General features: G+C 32.8%; 1 protein-coding gene. It reads left to right on the top strand.

Annotated features, from left to right (window positions below; translation table 11 throughout):
• Positions 1–232 precede the first annotated feature (232 nt).
• Positions 233–714 (top strand): DnaB-like helicase N-terminal domain-containing protein (locus ACFIKJ_RS09560; protein WP_375670564.1); only part of this gene is annotated, 482 nt, incomplete at its 3' end.

The following is a 714-nucleotide window of genomic DNA, read 5'->3' as shown; positions in this document are numbered from 1 at the left end:
GCGGGGGGCTGCTTTATAGCAAAAAAGCCGCGTCCTTTAAGACACGGCTTTTATTATCAAAACAGCTAGCGATCTAAATAAACGATTAAAAGAAATAACCGAAATATAAAAGAACATCTCTTTATTGCACAAAACGTATCAAAACGCAAGCTGTTAAGTAAAATAAAAATGGGATTCACACTGTAGATTCAGTGATTTATAATTATCATTTATCAAATCAATTTAAATCATAATGAATAAAATGAGCGCTGTTAAATTACCTTCTTTTCAAACAGAAGAACAATCTTCTTTTCGTCAATTTCCCCATAATATTGAAGCAGAACAAGCTTTGCTGGGTGCTATCATTATCAATAATAATGCTCTTGATAGCGTTTCTGATTTTTTAAAAGCAGAGCACTTTTTTGAACCGTTGCATCAAAAGCTTTTTGATATCATTTCAAAAATTATTCAAAATGGAAAAGTTGCAGATCCCATTACTATTAAGCCCTTTGTTGAAAATGATGCGAAAATTGGTGACATCACTGTATATAATTACGTGGTGCGTTTAGCTACAGAGGCAGTCACAATCATTAATACTAAAGATTATGGAAGCGTCATTTATGATCTGTTTATCCGACGCTCTTTAATTAACCTTGGCACTCAAGTTGTGAATAGAGCTTATGATGCTTCTGTAGAACTTACAACATCACAACAAATTGAAACTGTTGAAAATCA

Source organism: Bartonella sp. PS7NMGDW, from assembly GCF_042193585.1.
GTDB classification, from domain to species: Bacteria; Pseudomonadota; Alphaproteobacteria; order Rhizobiales; family Rhizobiaceae; genus Bartonella; species Bartonella grahamii.
Note: the sequence above shows the minus strand (reverse complement) of the source record. Positions and strands in the feature narration are given on the sequence as shown.